Source organism: Thalassovita litoralis, assembly GCF_900182725.1.
GTDB classification, from domain to species: Bacteria; Pseudomonadota; Alphaproteobacteria; order Rhodobacterales; family Rhodobacteraceae; genus Thalassobius; species Thalassobius litoralis.
In genome coordinates this window covers 122,051-134,938 of record NZ_FXTO01000005.1, presented here as the reverse complement: position 1 = coordinate 134,938, position 12,888 = coordinate 122,051, and the positions used below count along the sequence as shown (strand labels likewise).

Here is a 12,888-nt window from a genome sequence, read left to right as displayed (position 1 = left end):
TCATGGAAATCGGAGTTTTTCTTCCCATCGGGAACAACGGCTGGCTTATTTCCCGCAACGCGCCGCAGTACAAACCCAGCTACGAGCTGAACAAGAACATCGTGCTAAAAGCCGAAGCAATGGGGATGGAATTTGCCCTGTCGATGGTGAAACTGCACGGGTTCGACGGCGAGACCGAGTTCTGGAACCACAATCTTGAAAGCTTCACGATGATCGCGACCATCGCGCCATCGACGACAACGATCAAGCTGTTCGCCTCGACCGCGATATTGACCCTGCCGCCTGCATTGGTGGCGCGGATGGCCGTGACCATTGATAGCTGCATTCCGGGCCGGTTCGGGGTGAACATCGTGTCAGGCTGGCAAGCGGCGGAATATTCGCAGATGGGGATGTGGCCCGGAAACGAATATTTCGGCTATCGCTATGACTATGCCACCGAATATGTGGACGTGATGCGCAAGCTTTGGGAACAGGGCCGGATCGACTATGACGGGCAGTATTTCCAGATGGATGACTGCATGATGATGCCCGGCCCGTCGCAAGGGTCTATCCCTATCGTGTGCGCTGGTCAGTCGCCGCGCGGGATGGAATTTGCCTCGCAACTGGGCGATTATAATTTTTGCCTTGGCACCGGCGTCAACACCCCCACCGCGCATAAACAAAACAACCTGAACCTGATCGAGGCCACACAGAAAACGGGCCGAGATGTTGGCACTTATGTTTTGTTCATGGTCATCACCGGCCAGACAGATGACGAAGCATTCGCCAAATGGGACCACTACCAGCGCGGGCTTGATGTGGAAGCGGCGGCCAATGTCACCGGCCGCGCAGCCGAGGATCTGTCAGGCACCGGGGCATCCAGCCTTCAGCTTCAACGCGAGGATCAGACCGTGACGATGAACATCGGGGCGCTGATCGGGTCCTATGAAAACGTGGCCCGGATGCTGGACGAAGCAGCCGCAATAGAAGGCACCAAAGGGATCATGATGATCTTTGACGACTGGGACAAAGGCATGGACGATTTCCGCGACTATGTTCAGCCCAAAATGGAATGCCGCAAAGAACGCCTGATGGCGGCAGAATAGGGAAAGACCATGACAACAGCAGAGAGTTTCAAAAATCTGGGCTATGGCTCGGGCAGTGTCGGGTTTGGCAGCAAGGTGGCGGTCGTGGTGGTGGATTTCCAGCGCGGCCTGACCGATCCGGCATTCCCGATGGGCAATCAACCCGCGATACAGACGGCTGTGGACAATACCGCCCGCCTGCTAAAGGCCACGCGCGCAGCGGGGCTGCCGGTTGTGTCCTGTTACACCGGCTATTCCACCGCACGCGACGCGCTTGGCTGGAAGGTGGACCAACCGCTGACATGGCGGATTGGTGGGCCGGAATGCGAACTGGACCCACGCATTTATCAACCCGACTATGACATTGTATTCGCCAAAACCGCGCCGTCGATCTTTTTCCATACTGGCGCGGCCCCGGTCCTGCACAAGGAAGGCGTAGACACCGTCATCATCACAGGCTGCACCACATCCGGTTGCGTGCGGGCCTCGATCATCGACGCGTTTTCCTATGGGTTCCGCGTGATCGTCGCCGAAGACTGCTGCGGCGACCCTGACCCCGCAACCCATCGCGCCAATCTGGAGGATGTCTCGCGCCGCTATTGCGATGTCCTGAGTCTGGATCAAATCCTGACACATATCCCGGTGGCCGAAGCGGCTGAATGACAAGAACGGAAAGGAATAAATATGCAAGCCATCGGTGATGAAATCGGCATGGGCGAATTCTGGCGGACCTTGGGCGAACGCGCCATTGGAGCCACGCTGGTCACAACGGACAGCGCCACAGGGCCAAACGGATTTCTGGGGCTGTCGGCAAGCCATGTCACGGCGAATCCACCGACGATGATTGTGTCCATCGACAAGAAAACCTCGGCGCTTCAGGGGGTGTTGGACAAGGGCCATTTCGCGGTGAACTTCCTGCCCGAAGGCTATGCCGAACTGGCGAACGCCTTTGGTGGCAAGGGCGAAAAACTGTTCGAGGACGGAAAATGGGACACGCTGGCAACTGGCGCGCCGGTGCTAAAGGATGCCCTGGGGGTGTTCGATTGCGAGGTTGAAAAAGTGGTCGAACACGGTGACATTTCAATCATCATCGGGGCCGTCAAAGGGGTTCGCGCCGCAGGCACAGGCGAACCGCTGGTGTTCTTCCGGGGTAAATTCCTGTCGGACTGACGGGCACCCGTCAGCGCAAGGCCCGCCATTGGCGGGCCTTTGTCGTTTTCACAGACACCCGGCCAGACGTGCGGCCACGTCCAGAACTTGCCGATCAAAAGCGCGTTTGCCGATGACGGAAATCCCCAACGGCAGCGGCAAACCGGCCACCGGCACATTCACCACTGGCACCTGCATCGCCGTCCACGGCGCATTGAAAACCGGATTGCCCGGCGTGCGCCCCACCGGCGCGAAACCGGGGGCCGAGGGCGCAATCAGCGCATCCACATCAGAAAGCCGCTGTTCCAGATCAATCCGCAGCATCGCCAGCTTGTCATATGCCTCGAAATGGTCGCGCCGGGTGAAACCCATTTTCATCTCGACCCGGTCGTGGAAATCCTTGTGCAACAGGGCGCCACGGGTGCGAGCCATATTCAGCATCGCGCTGGCCCCTTCGGAAAACATCACACAACGGTGCAGATCGTCCACCACGTCGAACCCATCGGGCAGGTCAAAATCCATCAGATCCGCCACGGGGGCCAGTCGTTCGGGCAAATTGCGGAACAGATCATGGGTTTCAGGTTCCAGCAGATCGGCAAAGGGCGTCTGCGTGATACCGATCCGCAAGCGGCCCTTGTGCAGCGCCGGGGCGGGCGGCAGCGCATAGACATCGGCCAGCAAGGACAAATCCGCAACCGAGCGCGCAATCAGCCCCACGGTATCGAAGCTGACAGAATAGCGTTTCACCCCCTCGGTCGAAATCAACCCCCAAGATGGTTTCAGCGCGAAATCCCCGCAAAAGCTGGCGGGGCGGATCGTCGACCCTCCTGTTTGTGTCCCCAGCGCCAAAGGCACCTGACCATCCCCAACCGCCGCCACCGATCCCGAGGACGACCCGCCCGGCGTGCGCGTCACGTCATGCGGATTGCCGGTGATGGCGTTGCGCCCGGCGGCGGCAAATTCGGTGGTGTCGGTTTTCCCCAGAATGATCGCACCCGCCGCCCGCAGGATTTCCACGCAGGGCGCATCATTGGCCGGGCGGTTCGTGCCATAAAGCGGGGAATTATGCGTGGTCGGCATATCCGCCGTGTCGATCATATCCTTCACCCCAACCGGGATACCGGCCAGCGGGCGGGTGTCATCGGGGGTGATTTTTGCCGCCTCCGCCTCGGCTTGGGGGTTCAGGGTGATCCACGCCCGCACCGCATCATCGCGGGCAGCAATCCGGCCAAGACAGGCGCGGGTCAGATCAAGCGCGGTGATGTCGCCGGATCGGATCAATCCCCGCGCCTGCGTGGCGGTCAATTGCGTCAGGTCTTGCGTGTTCATTGGGCCGTCCATGTTACTCTCCATCGAAAAAGGCCCGCGTTTGGGAAAACGCGGGCCGGGCTTTATGAAAATCTGATCGTATTATTCGGCTGCGATTTGCACGCTTGAACGCGACTGCATCAACGGTTGAATCTTGGTCCCGAAATCGTCCATCCCCACAAGGAAATCATCAAAGGTCATCATGATGCCTTTGACGCCGGGAACGGCGGCGGCCTCGTCCAGCATTCGGGCGCAGCTTTCATAGGACCCGACGATCGTCCCCATGTTAAAGTTCACCGCACCTTCGGGCAGGTTGATCGCCTTTGCGGTTGCCCCGTCACCGGCCTGATCGTCCTGCGCCCCCTGAACACCCATGTATTTCAGGGCTTCCATATCGGCACCCAAACGGAAGCTTTCCCATTTTGCCTCTGCCTTTTCATCGGTTTCATCGGAAATCACCATGAACAGCACATAAGCGCCAACATCGCGCCCGGCTTTTTCTGCGGCATCCGACAGTTGTTTTGCCACCGGGGCGAATGCGGTCGGGGTGTTAATGCCCATCCCCATCACAAAGGAATAGTTTGCATAGGTGGCCGAAAACTCCATCCCGCGCTCGGACTGACCTGCCGCAACCATTTCAATCGGTTTAGAAGGCATGGGCTTCATCATGCAGTCGTCCATCTGGAAATGTTCGCCCTTGAAATCGGACGATCCGGTTCCCCACAGGTCTTTCAAAACCTGACAGTATTCAGACGCGTAATCATAACGATAACCGAAATATTCGTTCCCCGGCCAAATGCCCATCTGGGTGTATTCAGCAGGCGCCCAACCCGTCACGATGTTCACGCCAAACCGCCCCGGCGCGACAGAATCGATGGTCGTTGCCATGCGGGCCACCAGCGCGGGCGGCAGGGTCAGGATCGCGGTCGACGCGAACAGCTTGATCTTCGACGTGACCGCCGCCAGCGCCGACATCAGGGTAAAGCTTTCCAGATTGTAATCCCAGAATTCAGTTTCCCCACCAAAGCCCCGGTGCTTCACCATCGAAAGCGCGAAATCCAGCCCGTAATGTTCCGCCTTCAAAACGATCTGTTTGTTCAGCTCGAAACTTGGCTTGTACTGCGGCGATGCCTTCGAGATCAGCCAGCCATTGTTTCCGATCGGGATGAATACGCCCATGTCCATAAGAAGCTCTCCGTGTTGCTTGGTTCGTTTGTATGGACATTCGCAGGTCTTTTTCAGGATGACTAAGGAGTTTTCCTGACGCGGGTACTCAAAAAAATTCAGGGGGTGCCGAAATGGGCCGTTTCGCACAGACAAAAATCACCCTGCCCAAGACCTGAGCAGGGTGAAAACGGGTTCGATTGTGTGGGTTCGGTCAGGTTGATGAAAGCGTGGTGTGATAGGCGAACGTATCGCCCGGATAATACTGCACCGCATATTCCAAAAGGCGGCTGCCAGACCCAAGGTATCGGCGCGACAATCTCATACCCAAATCCCCCTGATTGCGCCCCAGATACCCCGCCTGCACCTCGTCCAGATGCACGGCCCGGATTTCCTGCTGAATTTCCTTCACCCGCTCGCCGGTACTAGCCTCGACCAGTGTGAACAGGGCGACGCGCAGAATGTCGATGTTTTCAACCACCTCTTTCAACCGGGGTTCAAGGAATACTTCGTTGACACAAAAGGGATTTTTATCACCAGAATAATACCGTGGCCCGCTAAGATGCAGGAATTTGCGACCGGGGCGAACCCCCATGTCAGCCGCCAGATTTCCGCGGACTTCGGTCATTTGTCGGTGTTTGAAATGCAGCTCCGTCGAACGGGCAAAATCGAACAACCCGCCGCGTGAATTTGCACTGAACCGGGACCGCCAGTCATCCTCGGGGGCTTCGACGCGCGTCCCCACCCCTTTGCGGGCCGAAAGCACCCCACGCTGGCGCAGTTGCCCGATGGCCTGACGGATGGTGTGGCGCGACACCGAAAGCTGCTGCGCCAGATCGGATTCGGGGGGCAAAAGCGTGCCAACCGGATAGGTGCCGCCGTCGATCAATCGCTGAAGAAGTTGCGCCACCTGAAGGTACAGCGGCGTCCCATCCTCGAATGTCATCACCAGTTCAGCATCTTGACCATTCATCAAATCCGTCCCTTATGTTCGTACTTATACTGAAAATATAAACCGGCCAATTCCAACCCTGCAACCAGCATTGCGCGGGATTGGGCCAACAGGAAAGGTAAAAATCTTGGATAAACTGATGGATATACTGGCGGGCCGGGCGCTTAGCCCCGCCGAAATGGCGATTTTGCCGGATCAGGCGCAACGGATGGTCAAAGGCGTGATGCAACACCCGATGTTGCGCGATGCGCACGACGTTCCGCAGCTTGTCGCCATCGACCCGGACGGAGATCGCCCATGACCGCCCTGACCATCGACCAACAGGCCGCCGCCCGCCTGACGGGCTGTGACGCCGCCAAAGCCACCGAAACCGCGCTGGCCGCAATCGACAATGAAACCACCATCTTTTCCCGGATCGAGGCCGATAACGCCCGCGCGCGGGCCAAGGCGCTGGACACGCTGGCCGCAACCGGGCAAAGCGCCGGGCCGCTGCATGGCGTGACGATGGCGCATAAGGACATGTTCGACCGGGCCGGATCAATCACCGGGTTCGGCGCCCACCCCGAGGCCGGGAAACTGGCGCAGCGCACCTCGACCGTGCTGGCCCGTCTGGACGCGGCGGGGCAGGTGGATCTAGGGCGGCTGTACATGTCGGAATTCGCGATGGGACCGACCGGGCATAACCACCACTGGGGCATTCCCCGCAATACGGCGCATCCCGGTGCGATTTCAGGCGGGTCGTCTTCGGGATCAGGTGCTGCGGTTGGTGCGGGTCTGGTCCGCGCGGCGCTGGGGTCCGATACCGGCGGATCAATCCGCCTGCCTGCGGCGGCGAACGGCGTGGTGGGTTTTAAACCCACACAGGGCCGGGTGCCCATGACGGGTGTGATGCCGCTGTGTTTTACCCAAGACACCGTTGGCCCACTGGCCCGCACCGTGGCCGAGGCGCGGCTGGTGCTGTCGGTTATCGCCGGGCCGGATGGGATTGATCCGGTTTGTGCCGACGTGGCCCCGATCCCACCGCGCGGAACCGGCGTGCCGGATGGGCTGCGGGTTGGGTTTTCCGATGCCGGGTTCCTGCCTGCGGTCAGTGAGCGGATGCACGACATGCTATCCACGCTGCGCAACGCGATGACCCATCAAGGCATTGCCACCGAAACGCTGGATATCACCGATTGGGCCAGCTACGGCGAGGCCGCCAACGTCATCGCCATGAGCGAAGCCGCCGCCGTTCACGCCGACCGGCTGGCGCTGGTGCCACATGTCTACGGCGATCAGGTACGCACCCGTCTGGCCCAAGCCGCCGCAATGCCCGGTTTCGCCTATGTTCGGGCGCGGCAGCTTCGGCAACTGGCCCGCAAACGTGCCTTGGAACAGGTGTTCGGCAAGGTTGACCTGCTGGTGATCCCCACCCTGCCAGACACCGCCCCTATGGCCGCCGATGTCGATATTGGCGGCGGTCAGGGGATTGCGCAATTGATCGGGTCGCTGGTGCATTTCACACGGCCGATCAATTTCTTTGGCTTCCCCGCCCTGTCCCTGCCTGTGGCCATGACCGAAGACGGCCCCTTGTCCGTGCAGGTCGTCGGGCCGGATTGGTCGGAATCCGTTATCGCCGATCTGGCCCAGTGGATCGAAAGCACCGTTTCAGCGGCAGCGTGAATAAATCTCAGGCGCGCCCGGTGGCGGGCGCGTCTAGAATAAGTTCGGACTTGTGAATGATGGGAAAGCACATGACGAACGTATGGGACAGATTTCTGAGCGATGATGACAAGCGTGTTTTGGCCGGGGGCAACCTGCGTGCGCCACATGGACCGGGCAAGGTGAACGCGCTGCTGTCAATCGACATGCAGATTACCGCAATCGGGGACAATGTGCCGATCCATGAACAGCGGGATCGTTACCCCGGTGCCTGTGGGCCGCACGCCTATGCCGCGATCCCGGTGCAACAGCGGTTGCTGTCCGCCGCCCGCACAGCCGGGATGCCGGTGATTTTCTCGAAACATATTTTCCACGGCTATACCGGGCTGAAACACGCACAGTCCGGCGTGTTTGCCGCCAGCGACCCCCGGTCAGACCTTTCCCCGGCAACGCCAATGCAGGATGGTGATATTCTGGTTGAAAAACAAACACCTTCGTGCTTCGCTTTCACCAATCTGCACCTGATCCTGCAAGCGATGGGCGTTGACGGGCTGATCGTTATGGGCAATTCCACCTCGGGCTGTGTGCGGGCCACCTGTGTCGATGGCGAGGCGATGGGCTATAAAATGCAAGTCGTCTCCGAAGCGGTGTTTGACCGGATCGAGATGAGCCACGCCGCCGCCTTGTTCGACATGCAGTTCAAGATTTGCGATGTCATCGACGAGGCGGCCGCGCTGCGCGTCATCAATCAGGATTCGGACCTGCCTGCCGCGTCTGCGGGAATCGCCGCGTCGCCCGCCAAGGTCGCGCCCATAGTTTAAGTCCGTACATATTTTATGCGCAAAGCTGCATCTGTGCTGAAGTTTTTAACATATCTGAGCACGGTCAAAATTTTTTGCATAAGTACGGTCTTATAATTACCCTGACAGATTGACCACGTGGTCCTGCCCATGCTGCCATACTCAAAGGGAGGCGACAGAAAGCAAAGGACAGGACCATGCGCAAACGCGTCCCACTGAATGCCATTCGCGCCTTCGAAGCCGTCGCCCGGAACACCTCGGTTGCTCGTGCGGCGGATGAATTATGCGTGACACCCACAGCGGTTAGCCATCAGATCAGGCTGCTGGAGGAATTCCTTCAGGTCGAATTATTCGTGCGTAAAAATTCGCGCATCTACCCAACCCCGGACGCGGTGGCGAACATGACGCGGGTCAGTCAGGCGCTGGATCTGATAGACGAAGCGGTTGCATCACTGGGCGCGGTTCGGGATGACTCGCATCTGCGGTTGGCGGTATCTGCGCCCGCGTCGCTGGCATCACTTTGGCTGGTGCCGCGTCTGGGGCATTTCCTTGCCTGTGAACCTGATGTTGATTTGTCGCTGCGCACCTTTTTGAACCGCCGGGATGCCGAAAGTCAGGACACCGACATTCGCATTTGCCCCTGGGCCGAAGGCGTGTCTGGCCTACATTCGGAACCGCTGGTCGAGGAAGCATCGGTTCCCGTCTGTGCGCCGGAATTGTTGGCGCGGTATGATGGGGATCGTGCCGAAACCCTGCGTCGTGCGCCGCTGATCCATGTGGACCGCGCCCCTTCGGGGTACGAGGGCGATTACCCCGATTGGGCGCGCTACATCGGGGAATACGGTGCCATCCGCCGCGACGTGGGCCACGGGTTACGCTTTAACCAGTCCAGTCAGGCGGTCGAGGCCGCGTTGTCGGGCGTCGGGGTGCTGCTGGGGCGGTCGCTACTGATCCAGAAGGCGCTGGAAGATGGTCGTCTGGTCCCGGTGGCAGAAACCTTCCCGGCCAGAGTGCCCTATTACCTGCAAAGCCCCTACAATTCCAAATCGCGGCAGATGCTTCAGAAATTCAAGGATTGGCTGTTTGAAAACGTCCGCACCGCACCCATCGCCGTCGCGGCCTGAGCGGTTGAATATTTCTCATCCCGGAGCAGAGAAACATGCCCTGCCGCTTTCGCTGGTGCCGTGGTTTCCTGATGCCGATGGACAGGAGGTTCGTATGAAAGACATGGATACCCGGCTGACCGCCCGCGTGGTGGCCGCCGATATTGCAACGGGGCACCGCAGCGTCAGCGACGTGGTGCAGGCCACATTAGACCGGATCGACGTGATGGAGCCGCAAGTTCAGGCGTTTGTTCACCTTGATCCAGCCTTGGTCCGGGCGCGGGCGCAGGAATTGGACGCGGCAGACAACAAGGGGCCGCTTGCGGGTGTCACGGTGGTGGTAAAGGACATGATTGCCACCCGTGACATGCCGACCGGACATAACAATGTCCGTTATACTGGCGTGATGACCGGGGTAGATGCCGCCCCCGTGGATACGCTGCGCGCCGCCGGGGCAGTGATCCTTGGCAAGACAGTCACCACCGAATTTGCCGCCACCGGGCGCGGCGGGAAAACCACGAACCCGCACGATCCAACCCGCACACCCGGCGGATCGTCGTCCGGGTCGGCTGCTGCGGTGGCGGCGGGCATGGCGGCTATCGGGCTGGGCACGCAAACCGGCGGATCGACAATCCGGCCCGCCAGTTATAACGGGATCTGGGGCTGGAAACCCACATGGAACGTCATCAGCCGCGAAGGGCTGAAAGTCTATTCCCTGACCTGCGATACACTAGGCCTGTATGCCCGCACCGCCGAGGATTTCACGCTGTTGGCTGATGTGTTCGATCTGGACGATGCGCCCCAGCCAGACACCCTTGCCGGATTGAAAATCGCCTATGTCCACCCCCCGGCATGGGACCGGGTCGAACCGCCGATGCGCGATGCGCTGGCCAAGGCCGCCGCAGCACTGCAAACCGCCGGGGCAACGGTCAGTGAACTGCACCTGCCTGACCTGTTTACCCGGATCGACGAAAGCCATGACATCATTCTGGCCCGCGAAGGCCGCGCCGCGTTTTTGAACGAGGCACGCAATCAGCCCGATACGCTGCATTCTGAATTTTTGTCGATGGTGGAAAACCGACGGCAGATCACCCCGCAATCCGCACGCGAGGCGTATAAAATCGCGGACACCTGCCGCGCCCTGATGGATGACATCCTGTCTGATTATGATGCAATCATCGCACCCTCGGCCACGTCCGAAGCCCCAGTCGGGCTGGAATGGACGGGTGATCCGTCAATGAATTCGTTGTGGACCTTGCTAAGCGTCCCTGTCGTTTCCGTGCCCGGTTTTAGCGGCCCGAATGGAATGCCGCTGGGAATTTCCGTCATCACCCGCCGCTACACCGATCGCACCGCCATCGCCATTGGTGCCTTGGCCGGGCCGTTATTTGCTGCCTCGGAATAGGAAAAACTCATGCCCCTGTGCGGGTTAATTCACTCGGGCCGGGACCGCTGGGGCGGTAGTCTGAACAAAAGTCTAACAAAGGTATGTGAAATGATCGCAAGCGAACTGGAACCCCTGACCCATGTATCCCCCGAGGATTTCAAGGAAGGTATGGCCGTGCTTTCGGGGGCGGTGAACATCGTCACGACAGATGGCCCCGGCGGACGTGCGGGGCTGACGGCCTCGGCTGTGTGTTCGGTAACGGCGGAACCCCCGACCTTGCTGGTCTGCGTCAACCGTGGGTCATCCGCGGCCCCGGCGTTCCTGCAAAACGATGCGATTTGCGTGAACACCGTTGGCCCCGATCACAAAGGGCTTGCCATGTTGTTTGGCGGCAAAACCCCGATGGAAGACCGCTTTGCCACCGCCGACTGGACCGAAGGCCCATCGGGTGCGCCAGTCTTGGGCGGGTCCGTCGCGTCCTTTGATTGCAAGGTGACATCCCGCAATGTCGTTGGCTCGCACGAGGTCCTGTTTTGCGAAATCATCGACATCACCCGCACCCAAGGCACCCCCGGACTGGTGTATTTCGCCCGCCAATTTCACGAACTACAGGCCTGAACCCATGCAGCTTGACGCAGTCATCCCCCGCCCAACGCTAAGCGATGTGCTGACCGAACTGGGGCTTGGCCGCCCCGTTGTCGTGACAGGAACGCGCGGCGGCCCGGTTATGCTGTGCGCCGCCGAAGAAACGACCCCCGACCAGATCAACCTGATGGCAACCCACGCACGCGGGCTGGTGGGGTTGGTGATGACCCATAAACGCGCTGCCGAACTGGGGCTGGACCTTCAGCCGCGTTCGGGGCGTCCGGGTGCGCCGCTTTACACCCGTTCGATCGAAGCGGCCAAAGGCACCACCACCGGCATTTCCACCGAGGACCGCGCCCGCACCATTCGCATCGCCGCGACAGGGGGCAAAGGTGACGTCATCACCCCCGGCCATATTTTCCCGCAGGTTTCGGATGGCGATCAGAACGGTGTGGCCGAAACCGCGATCCGGCTTCTGGCGGCTTCGGGCGGGCAATGCGCCGCAACGATCTGCGCCATCCTTGATGACCGGGGCGAAGTCGCTGACACCCCAACGGCACAGGCCTTGGCCCGGCGGTTGGGTCTTGCCACTGTCGACATGTCACAGGTCCGCGCCCTGACTGGCCCGGATGCCTTTTGGTAAAGGGACCAACCAGAACCGGACACCCCATTTGCTGCATTGCAGCGACGTTGACCGATTGACCCTGTGGCAAATGTCGGGCTTTCTGGCCCGAACCATTAAAGGGGGTGCAAATGTTCAATGCAATGAAATGGATCACTGGCGCGGTGGCGGCTGGTGTTATGGTATCTGCCCCGGCATGGGCGGAAACGCGCGTGACCTATAAATCGGCCAAGGCCGGGACATCCTATTACCAGATGGGCGTTCAGATTGCCGAAGGCATGAAAGCCGGGTCCGGTGGCAATATCATCGTCACCGTCGAAGAAGGGCAGGGGTCCGTTCAAAACGTGATGGAAGTGCGCGCCCGTGGCGGTGATTACGTGTTCACCACGCCGCCCAGCCTTGTCGGGCTGGCGCAAGCAGGCAAAGCCATGTTCGAGGGCAAGGGCGATCCCGCCTTTGCAGAAATCCGGGCATTGTTCCCAATCCCATCGCTGACCATGCATTTCGTGATGTCCGCGGACAGCGGCGCCAAGGATTTCGCCGGAATGGAAGGCAAAACCATCCTGCTGGGCAAAGGCAGCTTTGGGGCGCGTGAAGGTGAAAAATATCTGGGCCTGTTCGGGCTGGAAGGCAAAGTGAAAATCGCCGATGCCGAACTGTCCAACGCGGTGGCCGCGCTGAAAAACGGCCAGATTGACGGGTTCGTAACCGCCGGATCATGGCCCGCGCCGAATGTGGTCGAAGCAGCCGCATCGACCGGGGTTACGGTGCTGTCGCTGAACGACGATCAGGTTGCCCAAACCAAACGCACCCGTCTGGTGATCCCCGCAGGCACCTATGCCGGGCAGGATCAGGATATCGTCACGACCTCTTTGCCGGTGGTGGCTTATACAACCACCAAAATGGATGACGAAACCGCCTATCAACTGACCAAAACCTTTTGGGAAAATAAGGCCGCGATGGCCGAAGGCGCCGCATGGTGGGGTGGTGTTGACGCGGCAATGCTAGGCAACATCACCGGCAAGCTGCACCCCGGTGCCATCCGGTATTACCAAGAGGCAGGCATTGCGCTGACTGACAGCCAGATGTAACGCAAGCACATTGCGCAAGTGA

The 12,888-nt window shown here is 59.9% G+C and carries 14 protein-coding genes; 11 read left to right on the top strand and 3 right to left on the bottom strand.

Annotated elements, in window-relative coordinates:
• Positions 1-2 precede the first annotated feature (2 nt).
• From rutA (FN828_RS06480) to FN828_RS06470, 3 genes are read left to right on the top strand one after another with little or no spacing between them, the layout of a single operon-like run.
• Positions 3-1,085: a pyrimidine utilization protein A gene (gene rutA / locus FN828_RS06480; RefSeq protein WP_142492594.1), complete on the top strand. Its 1,083-nt coding sequence runs from the start codon at positions 3-5 to the stop codon at positions 1,083-1,085.
• A gap of 9 nt (positions 1,086-1,094) precedes the next feature.
• Complete coding sequence (locus FN828_RS06475; RefSeq protein ID WP_142492593.1) at positions 1,095-1,727, top strand: isochorismatase family protein; 633 nt, start codon at positions 1,095-1,097, stop codon at positions 1,725-1,727.
• Between the two features lie 21 nt (positions 1,728-1,748).
• Positions 1,749-2,234: a flavin reductase family protein gene (locus FN828_RS06470; protein ID WP_142492592.1), complete on the top strand. Its 486-nt coding sequence runs from the start codon at positions 1,749-1,751 to the stop codon at positions 2,232-2,234.
• A 48-nt stretch (positions 2,235-2,282) separates the two neighbouring features.
• On the opposite strand, the gene FN828_RS06465 is transcribed toward FN828_RS06470, so the two are convergent.
• The 3 genes from FN828_RS06465 to FN828_RS06455 all read right to left on the bottom strand — a co-directional run bounded on the left by FN828_RS06465 (position 2,283) and on the right by FN828_RS06455 (position 5,658).
• On the bottom strand, positions 2,283-3,554 hold the full coding sequence (locus tag FN828_RS06465; protein ID WP_185958952.1) for an amidase: 1,272 nt from the start codon (positions 3,552-3,554) through the stop codon (positions 2,283-2,285).
• Between the two features lie 69 nt (positions 3,555-3,623).
• Entirely contained in the window at positions 3,624-4,706 is a 1,083-nt protein-coding gene (rutA, locus tag FN828_RS06460) for a pyrimidine utilization protein A (RefSeq protein WP_142492590.1), read from the bottom strand.
• 193 nt (positions 4,707-4,899) lie between these two features.
• Positions 4,900-5,658: a GntR family transcriptional regulator gene (locus tag FN828_RS06455; RefSeq protein WP_142492589.1), complete on the bottom strand. Its 759-nt coding sequence runs from the start codon at positions 5,656-5,658 to the stop codon at positions 4,900-4,902.
• A 106-nt stretch (positions 5,659-5,764) separates the two neighbouring features.
• On the opposite strand from FN828_RS06455, the gene FN828_RS20460 reads away from it, so the two are divergent.
• The 8 genes from FN828_RS20460 to FN828_RS06420 all read left to right on the top strand — a co-directional run bounded on the left by FN828_RS20460 (position 5,765) and on the right by FN828_RS06420 (position 12,866).
• Positions 5,765-5,938 carry a hypothetical protein gene (locus FN828_RS20460; RefSeq protein ID WP_185958951.1) on the top strand — a complete coding sequence of 58 codons (174 nt, stop codon included), beginning with the start codon at positions 5,765-5,767 and terminating at the stop codon, positions 5,936-5,938.
• Entirely contained in the window at positions 5,935-7,299 is a 1,365-nt protein-coding gene (locus tag FN828_RS06450; protein WP_142492588.1) for an amidase, read from the top strand. The genes FN828_RS20460 and FN828_RS06450 overlap by 4 nt, the downstream gene beginning before the upstream one ends.
• A gap of 71 nt (positions 7,300-7,370) precedes the next feature.
• Complete coding sequence (locus FN828_RS06445) at positions 7,371-8,099, top strand: cysteine hydrolase family protein (protein ID WP_142492587.1); 729 nt, start codon at positions 7,371-7,373, stop codon at positions 8,097-8,099.
• A 176-nt stretch (positions 8,100-8,275) separates the two neighbouring features.
• A complete protein-coding gene (locus FN828_RS06440; protein ID WP_142492586.1) occupies positions 8,276-9,202 on the top strand; it encodes a LysR substrate-binding domain-containing protein in 927 nt (308 codons plus the stop codon).
• A gap of 94 nt (positions 9,203-9,296) precedes the next feature.
• Entirely contained in the window at positions 9,297-10,586 is a 1,290-nt protein-coding gene (locus tag FN828_RS06435; RefSeq protein ID WP_142492585.1) for an amidase, read from the top strand.
• A 90-nt stretch (positions 10,587-10,676) separates the two neighbouring features.
• Positions 10,677-11,186, top strand: a complete 510-nt coding sequence (locus tag FN828_RS06430; protein ID WP_142492584.1) for a flavin reductase — start codon at positions 10,677-10,679, stop codon at positions 11,184-11,186.
• Between the two features lie 4 nt (positions 11,187-11,190).
• A complete protein-coding gene (locus FN828_RS06425) occupies positions 11,191-11,796 on the top strand; it encodes a 3,4-dihydroxy-2-butanone-4-phosphate synthase (RefSeq protein ID WP_142492583.1) in 606 nt (201 codons plus the stop codon).
• 110 nt (positions 11,797-11,906) lie between these two features.
• A complete protein-coding gene (locus FN828_RS06420; protein WP_235891422.1) occupies positions 11,907-12,866 on the top strand; it encodes a TAXI family TRAP transporter solute-binding subunit in 960 nt (319 codons plus the stop codon).
• The last annotated feature ends 22 nt before the right edge of the window (positions 12,867-12,888 follow it).

Coding starts and splice junctions, on each gene's coding strand:
- rutA (WP_142492594.1), top strand. CDS start 3: ATGGAAATCGGAGTTTTTCTTCCCATCGGGAACAACGGCTGGCTTATT.
- FN828_RS06465 (WP_185958952.1), bottom strand. CDS start 3,554: ATGGACGGCCCAATGAACACGCAAGACCTGACGCAATTGACCGCCACG.
- FN828_RS06435 (WP_142492585.1), top strand. CDS start 9,297: ATGAAAGACATGGATACCCGGCTGACCGCCCGCGTGGTGGCCGCCGAT.
- FN828_RS06445 (WP_142492587.1), top strand. CDS start 7,371: ATGACGAACGTATGGGACAGATTTCTGAGCGATGATGACAAGCGTGTT.
- FN828_RS06430 (WP_142492584.1), top strand. CDS start 10,677: ATGATCGCAAGCGAACTGGAACCCCTGACCCATGTATCCCCCGAGGAT.
- rutA (WP_142492590.1), bottom strand. CDS start 4,706: ATGGACATGGGCGTATTCATCCCGATCGGAAACAATGGCTGGCTGATC.
- FN828_RS06420 (WP_235891422.1), top strand. CDS start 11,907: ATGTTCAATGCAATGAAATGGATCACTGGCGCGGTGGCGGCTGGTGTT.
- FN828_RS06425 (WP_142492583.1), top strand. CDS start 11,191: ATGCAGCTTGACGCAGTCATCCCCCGCCCAACGCTAAGCGATGTGCTG.
- FN828_RS06440 (WP_142492586.1), top strand. CDS start 8,276: ATGCGCAAACGCGTCCCACTGAATGCCATTCGCGCCTTCGAAGCCGTC.
- FN828_RS06455 (WP_142492589.1), bottom strand. CDS start 5,658: ATGAATGGTCAAGATGCTGAACTGGTGATGACATTCGAGGATGGGACG.
- FN828_RS06450 (WP_142492588.1), top strand. CDS start 5,935: ATGACCGCCCTGACCATCGACCAACAGGCCGCCGCCCGCCTGACGGGC.
- FN828_RS06470 (WP_142492592.1), top strand. CDS start 1,749: ATGCAAGCCATCGGTGATGAAATCGGCATGGGCGAATTCTGGCGGACC.
- FN828_RS06475 (WP_142492593.1), top strand. CDS start 1,095: ATGACAACAGCAGAGAGTTTCAAAAATCTGGGCTATGGCTCGGGCAGT.